Source organism: Pseudomonas xanthosomatis (assembly GCF_019139835.1).
GTDB classification, from domain to species: domain Bacteria; phylum Pseudomonadota; class Gammaproteobacteria; order Pseudomonadales; family Pseudomonadaceae; genus Aquipseudomonas; species Aquipseudomonas fakonensis.
Genome location: NZ_CP077075.1, coordinates 597,539 through 611,560 on the forward strand (window position 1 = coordinate 597,539; position 14,022 = coordinate 611,560).

Annotated in this window: 11 protein-coding genes; 7 read left to right on the plus strand and 4 right to left on the minus strand. The window is 65.4% G+C overall.

All coding sequences use genetic code 11. The features are described 5' to 3' along the window. Nucleotides 1-27: 27 nt before the first annotated feature. A complete protein-coding gene (gene dadR, locus KSS93_RS02640) occupies nt 28-516 on the minus strand; it encodes a transcriptional regulator DadR (RefSeq protein WP_003258963.1) in 489 nt (162 codons plus the stop codon). Nucleotides 517-671: 155 nt separating this feature from the next. Here dadR and dadA point away from each other — a divergent pair, with 155 nt between their 5' ends. The 5 genes from dadA (at nt 672) to KSS93_RS02665 (ending at nt 6,481) form a co-directional block, all read left to right on the plus strand. After that, the gene (dadA, locus tag KSS93_RS02645; protein WP_217887031.1) at nt 672-1,973 is read left to right on the plus strand and encodes a D-amino acid dehydrogenase; all 1,302 of its coding nucleotides are present in this window, start codon (nt 672-674) and stop codon (nt 1,971-1,973) included. A 130-nt stretch (nt 1,974-2,103) separates the two neighbouring features. Beyond that, complete coding sequence (gene alr / locus KSS93_RS02650) at nt 2,104-3,177, plus strand: alanine racemase (protein ID WP_217887032.1); 1,074 nt, start codon at nt 2,104-2,106, stop codon at nt 3,175-3,177. A gap of 110 nt (nt 3,178-3,287) precedes the next feature. Further along, nucleotides 3,288-3,836: a cupin domain-containing protein gene (locus KSS93_RS02655; protein WP_039581939.1), complete on the plus strand. Its 549-nt coding sequence runs from the start codon at nt 3,288-3,290 to the stop codon at nt 3,834-3,836. 154 nt (nt 3,837-3,990) lie between these two features. Next, nucleotides 3,991-4,395, plus strand: a complete 405-nt coding sequence (locus KSS93_RS02660; RefSeq protein WP_217843677.1) for a c-type cytochrome — start codon at nt 3,991-3,993, stop codon at nt 4,393-4,395. 229 nt (nt 4,396-4,624) lie between these two features. Next, nucleotides 4,625-6,481, plus strand: a complete 1,857-nt coding sequence (locus tag KSS93_RS02665; protein WP_217887033.1) for an acetyl-CoA hydrolase/transferase C-terminal domain-containing protein — start codon at nt 4,625-4,627, stop codon at nt 6,479-6,481. Nucleotides 6,482-6,516: 35 nt separating this feature from the next. Here KSS93_RS02665 and KSS93_RS02670 read toward each other — a convergent pair whose 3' ends face one another. Then, a complete protein-coding gene (locus KSS93_RS02670) occupies nt 6,517-7,089 on the minus strand; it encodes a xanthine phosphoribosyltransferase (RefSeq protein ID WP_217840949.1) in 573 nt (190 codons plus the stop codon). A 63-nt stretch (nt 7,090-7,152) separates the two neighbouring features. After that, nucleotides 7,153-9,162 carry a DNA helicase Rep gene (gene rep, locus KSS93_RS02675; protein ID WP_217887034.1) on the minus strand — a complete coding sequence of 670 codons (2,010 nt, stop codon included), beginning with the start codon at nt 9,160-9,162 and terminating at the stop codon, nt 7,153-7,155. Between the two features lie 300 nt (nt 9,163-9,462). On the opposite strand from rep, the gene KSS93_RS02680 reads away from it, so the two are divergent. Then, entirely contained in the window at nt 9,463-11,130 is a 1,668-nt protein-coding gene (locus tag KSS93_RS02680; RefSeq protein WP_217887035.1) for a putative bifunctional diguanylate cyclase/phosphodiesterase, read from the plus strand. On the opposite strand, the gene KSS93_RS02685 is transcribed toward KSS93_RS02680, so the two are convergent. Beyond that, the gene (locus KSS93_RS02685; RefSeq protein ID WP_437182101.1) at nt 11,051-12,511 is read right to left on the minus strand and encodes a NorM family multidrug efflux MATE transporter; all 1,461 of its coding nucleotides are present in this window, start codon (nt 12,509-12,511) and stop codon (nt 11,051-11,053) included. The genes KSS93_RS02680 and KSS93_RS02685 overlap by 80 nt on opposite strands. Nucleotides 12,512-12,664: 153 nt before the next feature. On the opposite strand from KSS93_RS02685, the gene KSS93_RS02690 reads away from it, so the two are divergent. Continuing rightward, nucleotides 12,665-13,594: a LysR substrate-binding domain-containing protein gene (locus KSS93_RS02690; RefSeq protein ID WP_217887036.1), complete on the plus strand. Its 930-nt coding sequence runs from the start codon at nt 12,665-12,667 to the stop codon at nt 13,592-13,594. Nucleotides 13,595-14,022 lie beyond the last annotated feature (428 nt).

The window sequence follows — 14,022 nt, forward strand, 5'->3', positions numbered from 1 at the left end:
GAGCGGCCTTGCGCCGCGAAAGGGCCATCAATCCGGAATCGGCAGGCAAAGGCTCTCTTTCACCTCTTCCATCACGATGTAGCTCTTCGACTCGCGCACGTGCGGCAGCTTCAGCAGGATGTCGCCGAGCAGCTTGCGGTACGAGGCCATCTCCGAAATACGTGCCTTCACCAGGTAGTCGAAGTCACCCGACACCAGGTGGCACTCCAGCACGTGGGGCAGCTTGAGCACCGCGCGGCGGAACTCCTCGAAGGTGTCGCCCGACTTGTAGTCCAGGCTGATTTCGACGAACACCAGCAGGCTGCCCTTGAGGTGCTGCGGGTTCAGTCGGGCGTTGTAGCCCATGATGATCCCCTCGCGCTCCAGGCGGCGCACGCGCTCGGTACACGGGGTGGTCGACAGCCCGACTTTCTCGCCCAGTTCGGTGAACGAGATACGGCCGTCATTCTGCAGGATCCGCAGGATGTTGCGGTCGATCTTGTCCAGTTCACGCTTGCTCTGGTGCTGGGTTCTCATAGGGGATGCCGCTCCGTCAAAGGCGTTTTTGCCGAGAATTCTCGCCAAATATAGGCATTTATATAGTGAATTGCACTGGGCTCGGATTCATATACTGCGCGCATCCATGCCATTTCAACAAAAGACTGCGGTGCGCCGCGTGCGAGGGATAAACAATGCGAGTTCTGGTACTTGGTAGCGGTGTGATCGGAACCGCCAGTGCCTATTACCTGGCCCGGCAAGGTTTCGAAGTGACGGTGGTCGACCGCCAGCCGGCGGTGGCCATGGAAACCAGTTTTGCCAACGCCGGCCAGATCTCGCCGGGCTATGCCTCGCCCTGGGCCGCCCCGGGCGTGCCGCTCAAAGCCATCAAGTGGCTGCTGGAGCGCCACGCGCCTTTGGCCATCAAGCTGACCGGCGACATCGACCAGTACCTGTGGATGGCGCAGATGCTGCGCAACTGCACCGCCAGTCGCTATGCGGTGAACAAGGAGCGCATGGTGCGCCTGTCCGAGTACAGCCGCGACTGCCTCGACGAGCTGCGCGCCGAAACCGGCATCGCTTACGAAGCCCGTACCCTGGGCACCACCCAGCTGTTCCGCACCCAGGCCCAGGTGGACGCCGCCGCCAAGGATATCGCCGTGCTGGAGCAGTCCGGCGTGCCTTACGAGCTGCTCGACCGCGACGGCATTGCCCGTGTGGAGCCGGCCCTGGCCAGTGTCAAAGGCATCCTCGCCGGCGCCCTGCGCTTGCCCAACGACCAGACCGGCGACTGCCAGCTGTTCACCACCAAGCTGGCGGAGCTGGCGATCAAGGAAGGCGTCGAGTTCCGCTTTGGCCAGGACATCCAGCGCCTGGACTTTGCCGGCGACCGCATCAACGGTGTGTGGGTCGACGGCAAGCTGGAAACCGCCGACCGCTACGTGCTGGCCCTGGGCAGCTACTCGCCGCAGATGCTCAAGCCGCTGGGCATCAAGGCGCCGGTGTACCCGCTCAAAGGCTATTCGCTGACCGTACCGATCACCGATGCCGCCATGGCACCGACCTCGACCATTCTCGACGAAACCTACAAGGTCGCCATTACCCGTTTCGACAACCGCATCCGCGTCGGCGGCATGGCCGAAATCGCAGGTTTCGACCTGTCGCTGAACCCGCGCCGGCGTGAAACGCTGGAGATGATCGTCAACGACCTTTATCCTCGCGGCGGCGACCTGAGCCAGGCCGATTTCTGGACCGGCTTGCGCCCGGCCACCCCCGACGGCACCCCGATCGTCGGCGCCACCCGGTACCGCAACCTGTTCCTCAACACCGGCCACGGCACCCTGGGCTGGACCATGGCCTGCGGCTCCGGCCGCCTGCTGGCGGACCTGATCGCACGCAAGAAGCCGCAGATCAGCGCCGCAGGCCTGGATATTTCCCGCTACGGCAACGAACCGGAAGTGGCCAAGCAGGGTCATACGGCGCCTGCTCACCAGTAAGCAGGCACCTGTACCGGCCCTTTCGCGGCTAAAGCCGCTCCCACAGCAAGCGCGACCCCTGTGGGAGCGGCTTTAGCCGCGAAGAAGCAAACAGCGTTTTCAACCTGAACCACCATAAGGCAAAGCCGCCATGCGCCCCGCCCGCGCCCTGATCGATCTCCAGGCCCTGCGCCACAATTACCGCCTTGCCCGTGAACTGACTGGCGCCAAGGCCCTCGCCGTGGTCAAGGCCGACGCCTACGGCCATGGCGCGGTGCGCTGTGCCCTGGCCCTGGAGCCCGAAGCCGACGGCTTTGCCGTGGCCTGCATCGAAGAGGCGCTGGAGTTGCGTGCAGCCGGCATCAAGGCCCCGGTGCTGCTGCTCGAAGGCTTTTTCGAGGCCAGCGAGCTGGCGCTGATCGCCGAGCACGACCTGTGGTGCGTGGTGCATTCGCCGTGGCAGCTCGAAGCCATCGAAAAGACCCCTGTGCGCAAGCCGCTGACCCTGTGGCTGAAGATGGACACCGGCATGCACCGCGTCGGCATCCACCCCAGGGACTACCACGACGCCTACCAGCGCCTGCTGGCCAGCGGCAAGGTGTCGCGCATCGTGCTGATGAGCCACTTCGCCCGCGCCGACGAGTTGGACGCCGCCGCCACCGAGCAGCAGGTGGCCGTGTTCGAGGCTGCCCGCGAGGGCCTGAAGGCCGAATGCAGCCTGCGCAACTCGCCGGCGGTACTGGGCTGGCCGAGCATTCAGAGTGACTGGGTGCGCCCGGGCATCATGCTCTACGGTGCCACCCCTTTCGAGGCCGAGCAGGCCCAGGCCAGCCGCCTGCAACCGGTAATGACCCTGCAATCGCGGGTCATCAGCGTGCGCGAGCTGCCTGCCGGCGAGCCGGTGGGTTACGGCGCCAAGTTCATCAGCCCGCGCCCCACCCGGGTGGGCGTGGTTGCCATGGGCTACGCCGACGGCTACCCGCGCCAGGCGCCCACCGGCACCCCGGTGGTGGTGGCCGGCAAGCGCGCCCAACTGATCGGCCGGGTGTCGATGGACATGCTCTGCATCGACCTCACCGAGGTGCCCGAAGCCACCGTCGGCAGCCCGGTGGAGCTGTGGGGCAAGCAGGTGCTGGCCAGCGATGTGGCGCAGCAGGCCGGGACCATTCCCTACCAGATCTTCTGCAACCTTAAGCGCGTGCCGCGGGACTATATCGGCGAATAACGCCGTGAAGCGGACAGGCTGTGGGGCGGTGTGTTGTAAATACTGAACGGCATTGCCATCATATCGTTCACACTTTCCCCCCACCTCGACCGTTTCTGGAGGCGCACGCTTTGGACGTCGGTGAACGACTGCAAGCCATCCGCAAGCTCAAGGGCCTGTCCCAGCGCGAACTCGCCAAACGCGCCGGGGTGACCAACAGCACCATCTCGATGATCGAGAAGAACAGCGTGAGCCCGTCCATCAGCTCCCTGCGCAAGGTGCTCAGCGGCATCCCCATGTCCATGGTCGAGTTCTTCTCGGTGGAACTGGCGCCGGAAAGCCCCACGCAGATCGTCTACAAGGCCCACGAGCTGATCGACATCTCCGATGGTGCCGTGACCATGAAGCTGGTCGGCAAGTCGCACCCCAACCGCGCCATCGCTTTTCTCAACGAGGTCTATCCGCCAGGCGCCGACACCGGTGAAGAAATGCTCACCCACGACGGCGAAGAGACCGGCATCCTGCTTGAAGGCCGCCTGGAGCTGGTGGTCGGCACCGAGACCTTCCTGCTCGAAGCCGGCGACAGCTACTACTTCGAAAGCACCCGCCCGCACCGTTTTCGCAACCCGTTCGACGAGCCGGCACGCCTGATCAGCGCGGCTACCCCGTCGAACTTTTGATCCAGCGCAGTGCATTGATTCGCCAATACCCTTTCGCCAAGTAGGGTCGTTTCACGCCTTCCGGGTTCCCGCTATACTTTTCAACGCTCGCAATTCCGTGGCCGCGGGCGTGATTAGCCACCATGAGGGTGTTCGCGTGAACCAAATCAAGAAGATGCTGGCCGTACCAGCAGCCGTATTCGCCCTATGGGCAATCAGCGCAACCGCTGCGACCAACGACGACCTCGCCAAGCGCCTCGAGCCAGTCGGCCAGGTGTGCGTGCAGGGCCAGGAGTGCAAGGGCATGGAAGTGGCGGCCTCGGCCGGCGGCGGCGGCGCCAAGACCCCTGACGAGATCATCGCCAAGCACTGCAACGCCTGCCATGGCAGCGGCCTTCTGGGCGCGCCGAAGATCGGCGACACCGCGGCCTGGAAAGAACGCGCCGACCACCAGGGCGGCCTGGACGGCATTCTGGCCAAGGCCATTACCGGCCTGAACGCCATGCCTCCCAAAGGCACCTGCGCGGACTGCTCGGATGATGACCTGAAGGGTGCAATCAAGAAAATGTCGGGGCTGTGAGCCGCAGTTGAATTGCACAGGGCCCGCCTTTGATGGCGGGCTTTGTTTTTGTGTTGTCAGTTCCGGCCCTATCGCGGGCAAGCCCGCTCCCACAGGACCGCGCAAGGTCCGAATTCAGCGCCGTCACCTGTGGGAGCGGGCTTGCCCGCGAAGGGGCCCGAACAGGCAACCAAACCACCCAAGTTCATGTCCAACCTCTGAACCCAAGGACGACTCAGGAGGCCCCCGCATGCACCTCTGCTCCATCGACCTGGCTGTCGAACAGGCCCTGGCGCGCCTGCCCGCCCATATCCACATGGGCCTGCCCCTGGGCCTGGGTAAGCCCAATGCCTTCGTCAACGCGCTGTACGCGCGCATCCGCGAGCTGCCCGAGCGCCGGCTGACCATCTACACCGCCCTGTCCCTAGGCCGCCCGCCACTGGGCGATGGCCTGCAACGGCGCTTCCTCGAGCCCTTCGTCGAGCGCGTGTTCGCCGACTACGAAGAACTCACCTACCTCGCCGACCTGCGTGCCGACAGGCTGCCGGCCAACATCCGCATCGAGCAGTTCTTCATGCAGCCCGGCAGCCTGCTGCACAGCGAGGCCGCGCAGCAAGGCTACGTCAGCAGCAACTACAGCCACGCCGCCCGCGACATCAACGCCAAGGGCCTGAACCTGGTGGCGCAGCTGGTTGCGGCCAGCCCCGAGCGCCCCGGCCACCTGAGCCTGGCCTGCAACCCCGACATCACCCTAGACTTGCTGCCGATGATCGAAAAGCGCCGCGCAGCCGGTGAAACCATCCTGCTGCTCGGCCAGGTGCACAGCGAGCTGCCCTACATGCCGGGTGATTCAGAGCTGGCCATCGACGACTTCGACCTGTTGATCGACAGCCCCGAGCAGCGCCGGTTGTTCAGCACCCCGAACATGCCGGTGTCCACCCAGGACCACTGCATCGGCCTGCACGCCAGCACCCTGGTGCGCGACGGCGGCACCTTGCAGATCGGCATCGGTGCCATGGGTGACGCCGTGGCAGCCGCGTTGCTGGCGCGCCAGGGCGACAACGAGGGTTACCGGGCGCTGCTCGCCGAGCTGGATTACGCCCCGTGGCAAACGCTGATCGAGCGCGAAGGCGGCCTGGATGCCTTTGCCCAAGGCCTGTACGGCTGCAGCGAGATGTTCGTCAACGGCCTCTTGGCCCTGGCCGAGGCCGGCGTGGTGCGGCGCCCGGCAAACGAGCAGGGCGTGTTGGTGCATGGCGGCTTCTTCCTCGGCCCGCAGGCGTTCTACCAGCGCCTGCGCGACATGCCGCTGGCGCAGCGCGCGCAGTTCGCCATGACCCGCATCAGCTTCATCAACGAGCTGTACGGGCAGGAGGACCTGAAACGCCGCCAGCGCCGTGATGCGCGCTTCGTCAACACGGTGTTCGGCATGACCCTGCTCGGCGCCGGTGTTGCCGACCAGTTGGAAGACGGTCGCGTGCTTAGCGGTGTGGGCGGGCAGTACAACTTCGTCGCCCAGGGCCATGCCTTGGACGGGGCGAGGTCGATCCTGCTGCTGCGCAGCTGGCGCGAGGCGGGCGGGGAGGTCAGCTCCAACCTGTACTGGGCCTACGGCCACTGCACCATCCCGCGGCATTTGCGCGACATCGTCATCACCGAATACGGCATCGCCGACCTGCGCGGGCAGACCGACAGCGAATGCATCGCCCGGCTGCTGGCGATCAGTGATTCACGTTTTCAGGGTGAGCTGATGGCGCAAGCCAAGGCGGCCGGCAAGCTGGCGAAGGATTTCGAGTTGGATGAGCGCTACTGCGACAACACCGCCGAGCGCCTGGAGGCCGTCCGCACGCGGCATGCGCGGCTGTTCCCCGAGTACCCGCTGGGCAGTGATTTCACCGTTGAGGAGCGCGACCTGTTGCGGGCGCTGAACTGGCTCAAGAGCAAGTTCAAGCTGAGCGAGGTGCTGGAGCTGGGCAAGGCGGCATTCGAGGCGCCCGGCCCTGAAGGGTATGAGGCGCACCTGGCGCGCATGCAGCTGGACCGGCCGAAGGGGCTGAAGGAGGAGCTGTACCAGCGGTTGTTGCTGGCGGGGTTGGCGGCGACCTGATGAAAGCCGGGGCCGCAAAGCGGCCCCAATGGCCATCACTCGATGAAGGTCACCACACCACCTTCCAGCGACTTGACCCGGGCCAGCGATTCAACGCGATAACCCTGGCTGTCCAGCTCGGCGCGGCCGCCCTGGAACGACTTCTCGATGACGATGCCCAGGCCCGCCACGGTGGCGCCGGCCTGCTTGATGATCGAGATCAGCGCCTGCGACGCCTTGCCGTTGGCCAGGAAGTCGTCGATCACCAGCACGCGGTCGCTGCTGTTGAGGTGGCGCGGCGAAATGGCCACGGTGTTTTCGGTCTGCTTGGTGAAGGAGTACACCTTGGCGGTCAGCAGGTTCTCGGTCAGGGTCAGCGACTGGTGCTTGCGCGCGAAGATCACCGGCACGCCCAGCTTCAGGCCCGCCATCACCGCCGGGGCAATCCCCGAGGCTTCGATGGTGACGATCTTGGTCACACCGGAGTCGGCGAACAGGCGGGCGAATTCGTCACCGATCAGTTGCATCAGCGCAGGGTCGATCTGGTGGTTGAGAAACGCGTCGACTTTCAGAACCTGATCGGAAAGCACGATGCCTTCTTCGCGAATTTTCTGCTGCAGTGCTTCCACTGTGTATCTCCGATGTAACAAAGGTGGCCGCATCAAAGCGGCAACGTTAAGAGTAAGGGTTGATCAGCGTTTGAGCATTGCCCGAATATCGGCCAGGGCGTTGTTGCCCCGGGCGGCTTTCACTTCCACGGGCGCATCGTCCAGGCCTTCCCAGGCCAGGTCGTCCGGCGGCAGCTCGTCGAGGAAGCGGCTTGGCGTGCAGTCGATGATTTCACCGTACTGCTTGCGCTTGGCGGCAAAGGTGAAGGCCAGGGTCTGGCGCGCGCGGGTGATGCCCACGTAGGCCAGGCGGCGTTCCTCTTCGATGGTGTCGGCCTCGATGCTCGAGCGGTGCGGGAGGATCTCCTCCTCCATGCCCATGATGAACACGTAAGGGAATTCCAGGCCCTTGGAGGCATGCAGGGTCATCATCTGCACACCCTCGGCGTTCTCTTCCTCTTCCTGCTGGCGCTCGAGCATGTCGCGCAGCACCAGCTTGCCGATGGCATCCTCGATGGTCATCTCACCCTCTTCGTCCTTCTCGAGGGTGTTCTTCAGCGCTTCGACCAGGAACCAGACGTTGCTGATGCGGAACTCGGCCGCCTTGTCGCTGGCGGTCTGCTGGCGAATCCAGTTTTCGTAGTCGATGTCGCGGATCATTTCGTGCAGCGCGGCGATCGGGTCTTCCAGCGCCACTTTGTGGCGCACTCCGTCCAGCCAGTGCTTGAAGCGCTGCAGGCGCTCGGTGTAGCGGGCGTCCAGGTGCTCGCCAAGGCCCATCTCGTCGCTGGCGGCGTACATCGAAATGCCGCGCTCGGTGGAGTAGTTGCCGAGTTTTTCCAAGGTGGTCGAGCCGATTTCCCGGCGCGGCACGTTGATTACCCGCAGGTACGCGTTGTCGTCGTCCGGGTTCACCAGCAGGCGCAGGTAGGCCATCAGGTCCTTCACTTCCTGGCGGCCGAAGAAGCTGTTGCCGCCCGACAGACGATACGGCACTTGGTGGTGCTGCAGCTTCAGTTCGATCAGCTTGGCCTGGTAGTTGCCCCGGTAAAGGATGGCGAAGTCGCTGTACGGGCGGTTGGTGCGCAGGTGCAGGGTGAGGATTTCCATGGCCACGCGCTCGGCCTCGGCTTCCTCGTTCTTGCAACGGATCACGCGGATCTCGTCGCCCACGCCCATCTCGCTCCACAGCTGCTTTTCGAAGGCGTGCGGGTTGTTGGCGATCAGCACGTTGGCGCAGCGCAGGATGCGGCTGGTGGAGCGGTAGTTCTGCTCCAGCATGACGATCTTCAGGGAGGGGTAGTCCTCCTTGAGCAGCATCAGGTTCTCGGGGCGCGCACCACGCCAAGCGTAGATCGACTGGTCGTCGTCGCCCACCACGGTGAACTGGTTGCGCATGCCGATCAGCATCTTCACCAGCAGGTACTGGCTGGCGTTGGTGTCCTGGTATTCGTCCACCAGCAGGTAGCGCACGCGGTTCTGCCAGCGCTCCAGCACGTCGGGGTGTTCCTGGAACAGTTTGACCGGCTGCAGGATCAAATCGTCGAAGTCCACTGCGTTGAACGCCTTGAGCGTGCGCTGGTAGTGGGTGTAGACGATGGCGGCGGTCTGTTCGCGCGGGTTGCGTGCTTTTTCAAGCGCCTCGGGCGGCAGGATCAGGTCGTTCTTCCAGGCACCGATCATGTTCTTGATCTCGTCGATGCCGTCGTCGCCGGAGTATTCCTTCTGCATGATGTCCGACAGCAGCGCCTTGATGTCGGACTCGTCGAAGATCGAGAAGCCCGGCTTGTAGCCCAGGCGCTCGTGCTCCTTGCGGATGATGTTCAACCCCAGGTTGTGGAAGGTGCACACCGTCAGGCCCCGGCCCTCGCCCGGGCGCAGCAGGGTGGCGACCCGTTCCTTCATCTCGCGCGCGGCCTTGTTGGTGAAGGTCATCGCGACGATGTACTGGGCACGGATGCCGCAGTTCTGGATCAGGTGGGCAATCTTGCGCGTGATCACGCTGGTCTTGCCGGAGCCTGCACCAGCGAGCACCAAAAGAGGGCCGCCGACGTAGTCACGGGCTTCCTGTTGCCGGGGGTTGAGTCGGGACATGCTAGAAACCGGGGGTCGCCAGAAAATAGCCGCGCATTCTAGCAGGCATGAGGGGCTTGTGGCGTGACCGTCTGACGCGAGAGTCAAGGTTTTTGCCCGATTGCCATGGCTTGCAGGCAATGTCCGTGCAGATCGCCGAAATCCCGTTTGCTGCCCGCGCCGCTTTCGAGCAGGATGCACGTCAAAATGCGTCGGGTAGCCACCACGGAAGGTTTGCGACTAAAAGTGAAAATCATTTTTATTTGTTGCGGTAGGATAGCCCGTGCCCTTCGATACACCGCCCACGCCTAAGGAGCCCGCTTGTCCACGCCCGCCGAACCCCTGCGTCTGCTGCTGTTGGCCGATGAGCCCGAGTGGGCCGCGCGTCTGCGCGAGTGTTTGCAGCCGCTGGCGGGCAGCGCGGTGCTGTTGACCGCGCCGGACTGGGCGGCGGTCGACAGCCTGTTCGCCAACGACCGCCAGGCCGTGGTGCTGGCAACCCCGGCCTTGCAGCCGGCGCCCGGGCGCTGCGAGCTGCCGACCATCCTGCTGCTGGAGCAGGAACCGGCCAGCGCCCCGGTGGGGGTCAGCGACTGGCTGGTGCTGGCGCAACTGACCAGCGACACCCTGCGCCGCTCGCTGCGCCACGTACGCGAACGCGGCGTGCTGGTGGCAACCCTGCAGCGTCTGGCCGAACAGGACCCACTCACCGGCATCGCCAACCGCCAGGGCTTCCAGGCCCTGCTGAGCGCACGCCTGGCCGAGAACGACGGCCGTGGCGTGGCCCTGGGCCACCTGGACCTGGACAACTTCCGCCACGTCAACGACGCCCTCGGCCACCAGGGCGGCGACCGCCTGATCCTGCAGGTGGTGGCACGGCTGCAGAAGCAGCTGGAGGCCGGCGACCAGCTGGCGCGCCTGGGCAGTGACGAGTTCGCCCTGCTGATCGACACCCGCCGCGACGCCAACCGCGCCGAGTGGCTGGCCGAGCGCATCGTCGAGGCCCTGGCCGAAGCCTACTGGATCGACGGCGAAAGCCTGCTGCTGGGCTGCAGCCTGGGCCTGGCCCACGCCCGCGCCCAGGCCGGCGCCGACCCGTTGATGTGGCATGCGCACATCGCCATGCGCCAGGCCAAGGGCAGCCAGGGCTGCACCTTCCACGTGTTCAACGAGCGCATCAACCGCAACGCGCGCAGCCTCGCCGACCTGGAAAGCGAGCTGCGCCGCGCCCTGCGCCGTGACGAGCTGGAGCTGCATTACCAGCCACGTTTGAACCTGGCCGATGGCCGCATCGTCGGCCTCGAAGCCCTGGTGCGCTGGAACCACCCCGAACGCGGCCTGCTGCCGCCCAGCGAGTTCGTGCCGCTGGCCGAGCAGAGCGGGCTGATCGTGCCGCTGGGCTACTGGGTGATCGCGCGCGCCTTGAAAGCCATGCAGGCCCTGCGCGAAAGCGGCCTGGCGCCGCTGCACATGGCGGTGAACCTGAGCTTCCGGCAGTTCCAGGACAGCCAGCTGCTGGCCACCCTGAGCCGCTTGATCGTCGAGCACGGCGTGGATGCGCGCTGGCTGGAGTTCGAGCTGACCGAAACCGCAGTGATGCGCCGCAACGAGCTGGTGCGCCAGACCATGGACGCACTGGGTCGCCTGGGCGTGCGTTTTTCGCTGGATGACTTCGGTACCGGGTTCTCATCGTTCGTGCACCTGAACAGCCTGCCGATCACCCTGCTCAAGGTCGACCGCAGCTTCGTCGGCGGCATGGAGCAGCGTGAAGAGAACCGCAAGCTGGTGCACGCGATGATCAACCTGGCCCACAACCTCAACCTCGAAGTGGTCGCCGAAGGGGTCGAGAGCGACGAGCAGATGGCGCTGCTGCGCGGGTTCGGTTGCGATCAGGTGCAGGGCTTTCTGGTCAGCCGCCCGCTGCCGGTGGCCGAGTTGATCGAGTACCTGCAGCAGGCCGCAAAGCCCCGCCTGGTAGAGAGCCTGTAGGAGCGGCGGCGGTCTTCATGGCTTGGGCGCGGCCAATCATCCGCTTCATCCGCCATTCGAAGGCAAAGGTCAGCGCAACCGAAGCACAGGCCAGCCCCAACGCCAGCCCCCACCAGATCCCCGGCGCCCCGCCCCCCAGGGTAAAGGCGAACAGCCAGGCCGCCGGCGCGCCCACCAGCCAGTAGCACACCGCACCGATCAGGAAGGTGGTGCGCGCATCCTTGAGCCCGCGGATCGAGCCCATGGCGATGGTCTGCACGCCATCGAACAGCTCGAACCACGCCGCCACCATCACCAGTTGCACCGCCAACTGGAAGATCGCCGCAAAGGCCGGGTCGTCGCGGTTCACCAGCAGGCCCACCAGGTTGTCCGGCAGTACCAGGAACAACCCGGCGAACACCAGCATCAGCACCGCGCCAAAGCTGATGCCCACGCGCCCGGCGCTGCGTGCCGCCAGCAGGTTGCCGGCGCCGTAGTAAAGGCCCACGCGCATGGTTACCGCATACGAAAGCCCGGTCGGCACCATGAACGCGGTAGAGACGATCTGCAGGGCGATCTGGTGCGCCGCAAGCTCGGTACTGCCCAGCACGCCCATGCACAGTGCGGCGAAGGCGAACAGGCCGACCTCGACCATGTAGGTGCCACCGATCGGCAGCCCCAGCCGCCACAGCTCGCGCAGCGCCGCCAGCGAAGGCCGCGACAGGCCCTTGCGCAGCGGGTAGTCGGCATAGGCCTTGTGCCAGCGGATATACAGTGCCAGCGACACCGCCATGCCCAGCGACACCACCGCCGTCACCAGGCCGATACCCATCAGCCCCAGCTTGGGCAGGCCGAAGATGCCCTCGATCAGCGCGTGGTTGAACAGATAGTTGAGCACCGTGCCCACCAGGCTGATGACCATCACCGGGGTCGAACGCCCCAGGGCGCTGGTGAAACCGCGCAGGGCCATGAACGTCAGGTAGCCGGGCAGGGCCAGCGGCAGCAGGGTAAGGAACTGCATGGCCGCCTCGACGTTGTCCGGCTGCTGGCCGAACAGCAGCAGCGCAGGCTTGAGGTTCCACAGCACCAGCGCCGCCGCCAGGGCCAGGCCCCAGGCCAGCCACAGGCCGTTCTGCGCCAGGCGCGTAGCGCCCTCGGTGTCGTTGGCGCCCTTGCGGATCGCCACCAGGGTGCCCACGGCCGCGATTATGCCTAAGCAGAAAATCGACACGAACGAATAGCTCGCAGCCCCCAGGCCGCCGCCGGCCAGGGCCTGGGGGCTGATGCGGGCCATCATCAAGGTGTCGGTCAGCACCATCAGCATGTGCGCCAGTTGCGAGGCGATCAGCGGCCCGGCCAGGCGCAGCAGAGCCTTGAGTTCGGTGGTGGGCGCGACATGCATGGGGTGGTCCTTGTTCCGGGTGTGGGCGAGCGGTCGATTCTGAAGCCTGGGTCAACTTTGCACAAAAGGATAAAAGCGATCCTTGCCATGAGTTTGACTCATGCCGGTATGATTCTGCCAAAGGCCGCCACGGCCCCCTATGACAGGTGCGCCATGTCCCGAAAACTGCCCCCGCTGTATGCGCTGCGCGCATTCGAAGCTGCCGCCAGGCTGAGTTCCTTCACCCGCGCCGGTGACGAGCTGTCGATCACCCAGAGCGCGGTCAGCCGGCATATCCGCACGCTGGAGCAGCACTTCGCCTGCCGCTTGTTCGTGCGCAACGGCCGCACCCTGCAGCTCACCGAAGCCGCGCGCATGCTGCTGCCTGGCGTGCGTGACGGCTTCGCCGCGCTGGAGCGGGCCTGCGATACCTTGCGCGGTGAAGATGACATCCTGCGCATGAAGGCGCCCTCGACCCTGACCATGCGCTGGCTGCTGGCCCGGTTGAGCCGCTTTCGCCACTTGCAACCGGGCAACGAGGTACAGCTGACCAGCGCCTGGATGGACGTCGACCATGTGGACTTCAACCAGGAGCCGTTCGACTGCGCGGTGTTGCTCAGTGACGGGGTGTTCCCGGCGGACTGGGAGGTGCGCCGGCTGTTCAGTGAGCTGCTGATCCCGGTGGGGGCGCCGGACCTGCTGGACGACGCGCCCTGGGACGAACGGCGCCTGGCCGGCATCGAACTGCTGCACCCCACCCCCGACAAGCGCGACTGGCGCGCCTGGCTTGCGCGCATGGGGCTTGGCGATGCGGTATCGCTCAAGGGCGGGCAGGTGTTCGACACCCTGGAGCTGGGCATGATTGCCGCCGCACGGGGGTATGGCATCTCCATGGGCGACCTGCTGATGGTCGCCGAGGACGTCGCCCAGCGCCGCCTGAGCCTGCCCTGGCCAACGGCGGTGGCCAGCGGCATGGACTACTACCTGGTGTGGCCGCGCACCCGGCCGGGCGGCGAGCGCTTGCGGCGCTTGAGCCTGTTCTTGCAGGACGAGGCGGCGGCGATGGATTTGCCGGATGTGCAGATTCTGTCGGCACAGGGTTGAGGGTCGCCCTGTAGGAGATCACCCAGCCCTGCGGGCTGCGCTGTCGCGCAGAGAACTGGTCTCGCAGATGCGCCATGGCCCCTGTGGGAAGCGGCCTTGCCGGGGCGCCGTCCGGTCGAGATGGGCTGCGCAGCAGCCCCGGCAATTTTGCATGAGGTCGAGGCCTTGGGGCCGCTTCGCGCCCCATCTCGACCGGACGGCGCCCCGGCAAGGCCCCTTCCCACAGGGACCGTGTAAATCAATGAGTTGCAGTTTGTTCTATAAGCCGGCTTGCCGGCGATAGGGCCCTCAACCCAAATTCACATCGCAAAGGTTTGCGAATACCCCCCTCCGACACTCAAGTATTCGCAAGCGCCGCCGATCCACTGGCACCAGCGTCCCGGAAGAGGACGCGATTACCCGTTCATATGAAGCGGGCGGTCAGCGTG

What these genes read in the sequence shown, in the direction of transcription:
- dadR (WP_003258963.1), bottom strand. Translation starts at nt 516, where the DNA reads ATGAGAACCCAGCACCAGAGCAAGCGTGAACTGGACAAGATCGACCGC.
- dadA (WP_217887031.1), top strand. Translation starts at nt 672, where the DNA reads ATGCGAGTTCTGGTACTTGGTAGCGGTGTGATCGGAACCGCCAGTGCC.
- alr (WP_217887032.1), top strand. Translation starts at nt 2,104, where the DNA reads ATGCGCCCCGCCCGCGCCCTGATCGATCTCCAGGCCCTGCGCCACAAT.
- KSS93_RS02660 (WP_217843677.1), top strand. Translation starts at nt 3,991, where the DNA reads ATGCTGGCCGTACCAGCAGCCGTATTCGCCCTATGGGCAATCAGCGCA.
- KSS93_RS02665 (WP_217887033.1), top strand. Translation starts at nt 4,625, where the DNA reads ATGCACCTCTGCTCCATCGACCTGGCTGTCGAACAGGCCCTGGCGCGC.
- rep (WP_217887034.1), bottom strand. Translation starts at nt 9,162, where the DNA reads ATGTCCCGACTCAACCCCCGGCAACAGGAAGCCCGTGACTACGTCGGC.
- KSS93_RS02685 (WP_437182101.1), bottom strand. Translation starts at nt 12,511, where the DNA reads ATGCATGTCGCGCCCACCACCGAACTCAAGGCTCTGCTGCGCCTGGCC.
- KSS93_RS02690 (WP_217887036.1), top strand. Translation starts at nt 12,665, where the DNA reads ATGTCCCGAAAACTGCCCCCGCTGTATGCGCTGCGCGCATTCGAAGCT.